A 7,695-nucleotide genomic window follows, 5' to 3' on the forward strand; every position below is an offset into this window, starting at 1 on the left:
GATTCCTCGACGGCGAATAGACCGATGGGAGCCATTCGTACCATAATCAAACGCGATGGCCAACTGGTCTGGTACGACCGTAGCCGAATCACCAATGCCATCTTCAAAGCCGCCGCGGCTTCCAGCGGCGGCTTTAGCTTTGAGGAAGCCGAGCGCCTGGCGCTGTTGGTGGAGAAGCGTACGGCGGAGAGTTATGTCGAACTGATCCCGACGGTCGAGGATTTGCAGGACATCGTTGAAGCGGTGTTGATGGAAAACGGGCACATCAAGGCGGCGCGGGCCTACATCATCTACCGCCAAAAGCGCACGGAAATTCGCGAGGCGAAGCAGGGCGCGGTCGAGGCGACCGACAATATTCCCTACAAGCTGATCTACGAGGTCCTGCGCTGGAACATGGAGCATGGCTGCGAATCGATCGAGGGAATCAATCGGATCATTGAAGAAGGGAGCTATCCCGATTTGGTGATGGCGTGCGAGGAGCGCTATGCCAACGAATGCCGCGCGGCCGGCAAGCGCGTACTCGACCATGGCGACGGCGTGCGACTGGTTATTGTTGCCGGCCCCTCGTCGTCCGGAAAGACCACGACCACCATCAAGATGAAGCAGCAGCTGTCCCGGCATGGAAAAAAACTCAAGGCCTTCCATGTCGACAACTATTTCTTCGATCTCGAAGACCACCCGATGGACGAATTCGGCGACTATGACTACGAGACGCCGCAGGCCCTCGACATCGAATTGATCAACAAGCATCTGGAGCAGCTGCTGGCGGGAAAAAGCGTCAAGACGCCGCACTACGATTTCCATACCGGCAAGCGAACGCTGAATGTTTACGAAATGCATCTGGAGGACAATGAGATCTTGCTGATGGACTGCCTTCACGGGCTCTATTCCGACATGACGCGCAGCGTGGCGGATGCCCACAAGTTCCGGCTATACATCGAAACGCTTGGCCAACTCCGCAAGGGCAACGACGAGTTCATGCGCTGGACCGACCACCGCCTCATGCGCCGCATGATTCGCGACAGCTGGAGCCGCAGCCACGACCCCATGCTGACGTTGACGCACTGGCATTATGTCCGGAAGAGCGAGTTGCAATACATTATCCCGTTCATCGGCAATGTCGACTTCGTGGTCAACAGTGCCATGCCCTATGAATTCCCGGTGCTCAAGAACAAGTTGTTCCGCCATTTCCCGGAAGCGATCCAGCTGTACCGGGACGACTTCAAGCGGCAGGATGCCTTTTTGCGCGCCCAGCGCGTGATGCAGTTTTTGGAACCCCTGAACGACGCGGTCGACCTCTCCTGCATTCCCGAAGATGCGTTGTTCCGGGAATTTATCGGCGACAGTGTTTACCAGTATTAGTCCAGGCTAAGGTCGCCATGGATGCGCAGGTGGTTTCGGTCGAAGTCGACGTGCAATTCCTGGCCGGGAAAGGCGACCGGTAATTTTTCGGCCAGCATCGCCTGCACTTGGTCGAGCAGTTCCTGCTTCAACTCCGGCGGCACGCGCTGAAGCGTTGAGAGGCGGATGTCGACCACGTAGCCGGGACCGAATTTCGAGCCGATCCCGGCGGAAAAAGACGCACCGACGTTGAACAGGCCATCCATCTCAGGATTGGATGTTTTTCCTCTTGGCGGGCGGGAAGGGTGTAGCGAGTAGCGCTCGCCAAACCGGTTTTCCAGCTCGGCGTCGATTTCATCGAACACGCTCTTCAAACGCAATTCCCAGGCTTTGGCTTTCCGGTGTCTCATAACGACTACAAAAGATAGGATCGGCCGCGCGAACTCAAGCCGGATGTCTAGGTTTGTCTCAATCGATTGATTCCAAGCACCTATAACCTGGCCGAAAAGCAGCGGCAGGGGGCGGGGCGAATTTGGTTAGTGGTTTACTAACCTATTTTTTGTCCGGCAAGGTTTGACATCGTTCGGCGAATCCCTATCCTATCGCGAAATTTCACGTACAAGGGTCTCAAAACTAACACATGGAGGTTTACAACATGAGTGCTCCCACAACCAACCAAAAGCTGCTCGACTGGGTAGCTGAAATCGCAGAGATGACCACACCTGATCAGATCGTATGGTGTGATGGTTCTACCGAAGAATATGACCGTCTGATGGCCGAAATGGTCGAAAGCGGAATGGCGATCAAGCTCAACGAAGAAAAGCGTCCGAACTCGTTCGCGTTCAACTCCGACCCGTCCGACGTGGCGCGTGTTGAAAACCGCACCTACATCGCTTCCGTCAAGGAAGAGGATGCCGGCCCGACCAACAACTGGATCGATCCGGTTGAACTCAAAGCCACCATGCGTGAACTCTACAAGGGTTGCATGAAGGGCCGTACCATGTACGTGATCCCGTTCTCCATGGGACCGGTTGGATCCGACATCGCCAAGAACGCGATCGAAATCACCGACTCGCCCTACGTTGTGGTCAACATGCACATCATGACCCGCGTCACCACCGAAGTTCTTCGTCTGATCGAAAAGACCGACGAGTTCATTCCCTGCCTGCACTCGGTTGGCGCTCCGCTCGAGCCCGGCCAGAAAGACGTTCGCTGGCCCTGCGCCCCGATCGAAAAGAAATACATCGCCCACTTCCCGGAAGAAAACCTGATCTGGTCCTTCGGTTCCGGTTACGGCGGCAACGCGCTGCTCGGCAAGAAGTGCCTGGCCCTGCGTATCGCTTCCGCCATGGCCGGCCGCGAAGGCTGGATGGCCGAGCACATGCTCATCCTCCGCTTTACGAGCCCGGAAGGCAAAAAGTTCCACATCGCGGCGGCCTTCCCGTCCGCTTGCGGAAAAACCAACCTCGCCATGCTGCAGTCCACGGTACCGGGCTGGAAGGTTGAAACCATCGGCGACGATATCGCCTGGATGAAGCCGGGCGCAGACGGACGTCTCTACGCCATCAACCCGGAAGCCGGATTCTTCGGCGTTGCTCCGGGTACGGCCGAGTACTCCAACCCGATGGCGCTTGCCGCGTGCTCGAAAGACACCATCTTCACCAACGTTGTTGTCACGGAAGACAAAGACGTTTGGTGGGAAGACATGGGCTATGATTGCCCCGGCGGCGGCGGAATCGACTGGAAGAACAACCCGTGGCGCCAGGATTCCGGCGAAAAGGGTGCACACCCGAACAGCCGCTTCACGGCACGCGCCGCGAACTGCCCGGTCATCTGCGAAGACTGGGAAGATCCGGCCGGTGTTCCGATCGATATCTTCGTTTTCGGTGGAAAGCGCACGTCCGTTATGCCGCTGGTTCACGAAGCATTCGACTTCGAACAGGGCGTTTACATGGGCGCAACCGCTTCCTCCGAGCCGACGGCTGCGGCACTCGACCTGGGTAACGTTTCCCTGCGCTTCGACCCCTTCGCCATGACTCCGTTCATCGGCTACCATGCCGGCGACTACATGCAGCATTGGTTCGACATGGGCGAAAAGCTCGGCGACAAGGCTCCGCGTTGCTTCTACGTCAACTGGTTCCAGAAAGACGGCAAGAAGTTCCTGTGGCCTGGCTTCGGCGACAACTCCCGCGTCCTGAAATGGATGTGCGACCGTGTCGAAGGCAAGGTTGAAGCTCGCGAAACCCCGATCGGTCTGATGCCGATCGACGGCGACCTGACCCTCGACGGCCTGGACATCCCGGCCGAAGATTGGGAAAAGCTGATGAAAGTCGACAAGGCAGCCTTCTTGAAGACCGTGGAAGACGCGAAGGCTTACCTCGCCAAGTTCGGCGAAAAGCTCCCGGCCAAGATGACCGAGCAGCTGGCCAAGCTCGAAGCTCGCCTGAAAGCCTAAAACTTCCAGCGAGAGCCGATCTCCGGATCGGCACTTCCAAGAAAGCGTCCCGCATTGCGGGGCGCTTTTTTGGTTTGCGGAGCCGGGCCCTGCCGGTTAATCGCCATGCTCGGCGGCGAATTTTCGCATCAGCTTTTTCTCGGTGTCGTTCATGAATTTGGCGATGTCCTCGATCACGGATCCGTCGCCTTTGAACGCGCGGACGATCGGGCCGAACTGGGCATCGAGCACGTTGTGCGCGGCCGAAGCATCCTTGCCGGCGTGGGAAAGCACGACGACATTGATGGTGGGCCACGTGCGTTTGTCGGGGCCGTAGACGTCGAGCATCATCTTTTTATATCCCGCCACCATTTTGGTCGGCGCGCCTTTTCCGCCACCGCCCCAGCCATCGATATAGTTGGTGGTCAGCACGAAGATGGTATCCGGCTTCTGGGTCAGCACGGCCCAGGCCACGCCGCGGCCCCAGTGCATGAAATCCTTGTTTTCGCCGAGATATTTTTGTTCGAGGTGGTTCGGAACCACATAGGGATAGACCCATTTCGGGGAATAGAAGGGCAGGCCTTCGACGCGGGTCGGCCATTGGGCGCGGGCCGCCTTCACCCGGCTTTCGGCGCCTTTCCAGGCAAAGCAATGATCATAGTTGCCCTCCAGCGGATTCACGGGTGCCATCCAATCCATCATCGTTTGTTTGTTCGCTGGATTGGCGAGCAGCATTTGCGGCGACAGGGCGCAGGTGTCGCCCGCCCAGTAGCAGGCGACGTTGAACAGCGTGTAGTCGGGCAGCGCGGAAACGATGTCTTCAAGCCGTTTGCGGATCGTGTAGCCCGTCATGTGGCTATAGGGGGTTTTTCCGATCGTGGCCGGACCAAAGTGAACCACGAAGCAAACCTTCTCGCCCTTGGCCTTGGATTCGAAAAAATTGAATTCCGCGTTGAAGCCGATCGGAATGCCTTCCTGCGCGCCGTCGCGGACGCCCTCCATCGGAACACCGATCATCGCAACCGGCGGAAGGGTGAACGCGGCCGGTTTGATGGACGTGATGCGGAGGGGTTTTTGCTCGATCCGCGGTTTCGGCGCGCGTTTGCTGGCCGAGTGCGCCGGCAGGCGCAACGTTGCCGGAATCCGGGGGCGCGAACGCTCGACGGGAGGATCGACAAACCGGATGGTCGGTTCAATCAATGTTTTGAATGCAACAAAGCCCGTTGCAACAACCAGCAACGCGACATGGATCGACAGGGTAACCAGCAGGGCGCTGGATTTTGCATGCCTGACAAAGAACCGTTTCATGATGACCTCCGGGTTGGTTTCAATGCCTATACGCCCGTGGCCGCCCGGATCTTTGCAAAAAAAACGGGGCAGGCTGGAAAGCCTGCCCCGCAATGGGGTTATTTTAAACCGTTGCAACCTTAGTTGATCAGCACCGCTTTGCCGGAACCGGCAACGACTTCGCCGATGACGATGGCTTCCTGGTCGTTGGCTTTCAGGATTTCCAGGGTGGCGTCAACCTTGTCCTTGGCCACCATCAGCACAAAGCCGATGCCCATGTTGAAGACGCGGAACATCTCTTCGTGGTCGACGTTGCCCTGTTCTTCGATGAACGTGTAGATGGCCGGGACTTTCCAGCTGGAACGGTCGAACTTTGCATCGACGTTTTTCGGCAACACGCGCGGAACATTGTCGTAGAGTCCGCCGCCGGTAATGTGGGCCATGCCGTGGATGTCGACTTTTTCCAGCACGGCCATAACCGGGTGGAGGAACGAGGAGTGGATGGCCAGCAGCGCATCCTGGAAGGTGACGTCCGTTCCCGGAACCAGATCATCCAGCTTTTTGCCGGCGGTTTCGAAGATCACTTTGCGCGCGAGCGAATAGCCGTTGGTCTGCAGCCCGGTGGAGGGCAGGCCGATCAGGACGTCGCCCTCGGCAACCTTTTCGCCGGTGATGACTTTATCGCGCTCGACCGCTCCAACGATGGTGCCCACGAGGTCGTATTCGCCCTGCGGGTAGAGGCCGGGCATTTCCGCGGTTTCGCCGCCCAGCAGGGCCGCGCCGTTTTCGCGGCAGGCCTTGCAGAAGCCGCTGACCACCGCTTCGAAAACTTCCGGTGCCAGGGAGGCCGTGCCGAGATAGTCGAGGAAGAAGAGGGGACGTGCGCCCTGGACCAAGATATCGTTCACGCAGTGGTTGACGAGATCCTGTCCAACCGTGTCGTGAATACCGGCCATATTGGCCACCTTCAGCTTGGTGCCGACGCCGTCGACGGAGCTGACCAGCAGGCTGTCTGCGCCCGGCGACTTGAACAGGCCTCCGAAGGAGCCGATCTCGCTGACAACCCCATCGGTATTCGTTGATTTAACATCTTTTTTGATGTTCTGCAGCGAGCCCATCATTACATCGATATCCACGCCGGCTTCGGCATAGGCGGATTTTTTCTTTTCACTCATTGGAGCATCCCTTTCTGAAAAATAATGCGCGGATTAAACCCTCATCCGCCGTTTCAAACAAGCCTGATGCCAGAATTAATGGCGGCCCCGATCAGCCGAAGACCCGTTTTTTTGCCTTGGTTGGAACTAGTGGATTTGCAAGGGATCGGCGTCTTTGGCGGAAACGCCGATTTCAACCCCCGCGCCGAGGGCTTTGCCCAAAATCCTACCCAACGTTGGGAGGTAGCCGCGTTCGGTATTGGTGTGCTCGCAAAGAATGACATGCGATCCGCCCAGCGTGGCCGCCAGCACGTTGTGGTGGCTCATTTCACCCGTCAGGTAGCAGTCGGCCGTCACCCCCTTGAAGGCGTCCGTTCCGGCCCCCGCGCAGAGGGCGACGGTTTGAACCGGGCGATCCGCCTCCGCCGCCTCCGCGAGCCGCAGGTTTTTCAGCCCCAAATGTTTTTTGACCCGTTGCGTCAGCGTTTTGATCTTCACGGGCGTTTTCAACTCAACGAGCCGGCCCTGTCCGGCATCGGAGCCGGGAATGGGCCTCAGAACCGAAACCTCGCCTTCGCCGACGCCATCGGCCAGCCAGTCGTTGACGCCGCCGATCACCGCATCCAGCGCCGTGTGGGGCGAATAAACCGCGATGTTATTCTGGATCAGTTTCATGACCGTGCGGTCATACGCGTTGCTGGCGTTCAGCCGGTTGGCCGGCCGGAACAGGATCGGATGATACGCCACAATGAGGTCGGCGTCCCGTGCAATGGCCTCGTCGGCCACCGCCTCGGTCAGGTCGATCGTCAGCAGGATCTTCTTCACATCGCGCAGGTGCAGCGGATTGATCAATAAACCCACATTGTCCCAATCTTCTGCCAGATTCAGCGGGGCGATGGCTTCGAGTTGTTCGATTACGCTTGGTAGATTCATAGGACGAATTATGCATAAGGAAACGGGGAGCGCAATCTTCGGAGTGCGGTGGCCGCAGGCCGGCGAAGCCGCTGACCCAGCTTTTGGATCTAAGCCGGTTTGAAGCGGTAAAAGTCCTCGCCGTCGAGGCCATTCCCCCTTGAATGTTTGAAGGCAGACTTGCCTTAGCATGTTTGTTAATTAGAATGCCTTTACCTAACAAGGAGAATGCTATGAAGAAATGGAAATGTATCTGCGGCTACATCCACGACGGCGATGAAGTCTGCGAAACCTGCCCCAAGTGCGGGGCGAAGGGAGCCGACTTCACGGAACTCGACGAAGCCGCGGCCAAACTGATCGAACGCTCGCGCCACACGAACGCGTTGCATGCCCAATTGATCGATTTGGCGCGCCAGATCGAGCGGGTCTGCGAAGACGGCATCAAGGATGCGCTCGATCCGGGATGCGTGGATGTGTTCGAGAAAAGCCTGAAGAGTTCGTATATCATGATGAAACTCTCCATGACCGAGATGCAGGGCCACATGGGCAAAGGCAAGTGGGGTTAGA

At 57.8% G+C, this 7,695-nt stretch carries 7 protein-coding genes; 3 read left to right on the forward strand and 4 right to left on the reverse strand.

The genetic code is table 11. The features are described 5' to 3' along the window. Positions 1-1,362: ATP cone domain-containing protein (locus ABYO54_RS11375; RefSeq protein WP_372808371.1), on the forward strand; the 1,362-nt coding region annotated here is incomplete at its 5' end. Here ABYO54_RS11375 and ABYO54_RS11380 read toward each other — a convergent pair. After that, positions 1,359-1,751: a hypothetical protein gene (locus tag ABYO54_RS11380; protein WP_372808372.1), complete on the reverse strand. Its 393-nt coding sequence runs from the start codon at positions 1,749-1,751 to the stop codon at positions 1,359-1,361. The two genes, ABYO54_RS11375 and ABYO54_RS11380, sit on opposite strands and share 4 nt — an antisense overlap. 245 nt (positions 1,752-1,996) lie before the next feature. Here ABYO54_RS11380 and ABYO54_RS11385 point away from each other — a divergent pair, with 245 nt between their 5' ends. After that, a complete protein-coding gene (locus tag ABYO54_RS11385) occupies positions 1,997-3,796 on the forward strand; it encodes a phosphoenolpyruvate carboxykinase (GTP) (protein WP_372808373.1) in 1,800 nt (599 codons plus the stop codon). Between the two features lie 96 nt (positions 3,797-3,892). On the opposite strand, the gene ABYO54_RS11390 is transcribed toward ABYO54_RS11385, so the two are convergent. From ABYO54_RS11390 to ABYO54_RS11400, 3 genes are all read right to left on the reverse strand, one after another. After that, positions 3,893-5,083, reverse strand: a complete 1,191-nt coding sequence (locus ABYO54_RS11390; RefSeq protein WP_372808374.1) for a hypothetical protein — start codon at positions 5,081-5,083, stop codon at positions 3,893-3,895. Between the two features lie 119 nt (positions 5,084-5,202). Beyond that, a complete protein-coding gene (gene purM / locus ABYO54_RS11395) occupies positions 5,203-6,237 on the reverse strand; it encodes a phosphoribosylformylglycinamidine cyclo-ligase (protein ID WP_372808375.1) in 1,035 nt (344 codons plus the stop codon). A gap of 126 nt (positions 6,238-6,363) precedes the next feature. Beyond that, positions 6,364-7,149, reverse strand: coding sequence for a Nif3-like dinuclear metal center hexameric protein (locus tag ABYO54_RS11400; RefSeq protein WP_372808376.1), 786 nt, complete (start codon positions 7,147-7,149; stop codon positions 6,364-6,366). A gap of 212 nt (positions 7,150-7,361) precedes the next feature. On the opposite strand from ABYO54_RS11400, the gene ABYO54_RS11405 reads away from it, so the two are divergent. Continuing rightward, complete coding sequence (locus tag ABYO54_RS11405) at positions 7,362-7,694, forward strand: rubredoxin-like domain-containing protein (protein WP_372808377.1); 333 nt, start codon at positions 7,362-7,364, stop codon at positions 7,692-7,694. The last annotated feature ends 1 nt before the right edge of the window (position 7,695 follow it).

Origin of the sequence: Pontiella sp. (assembly GCF_041622395.1) — a bacterium.
Lineage (GTDB): Bacteria > Verrucomicrobiota > Kiritimatiellia > Kiritimatiellales > Pontiellaceae > Pontiella.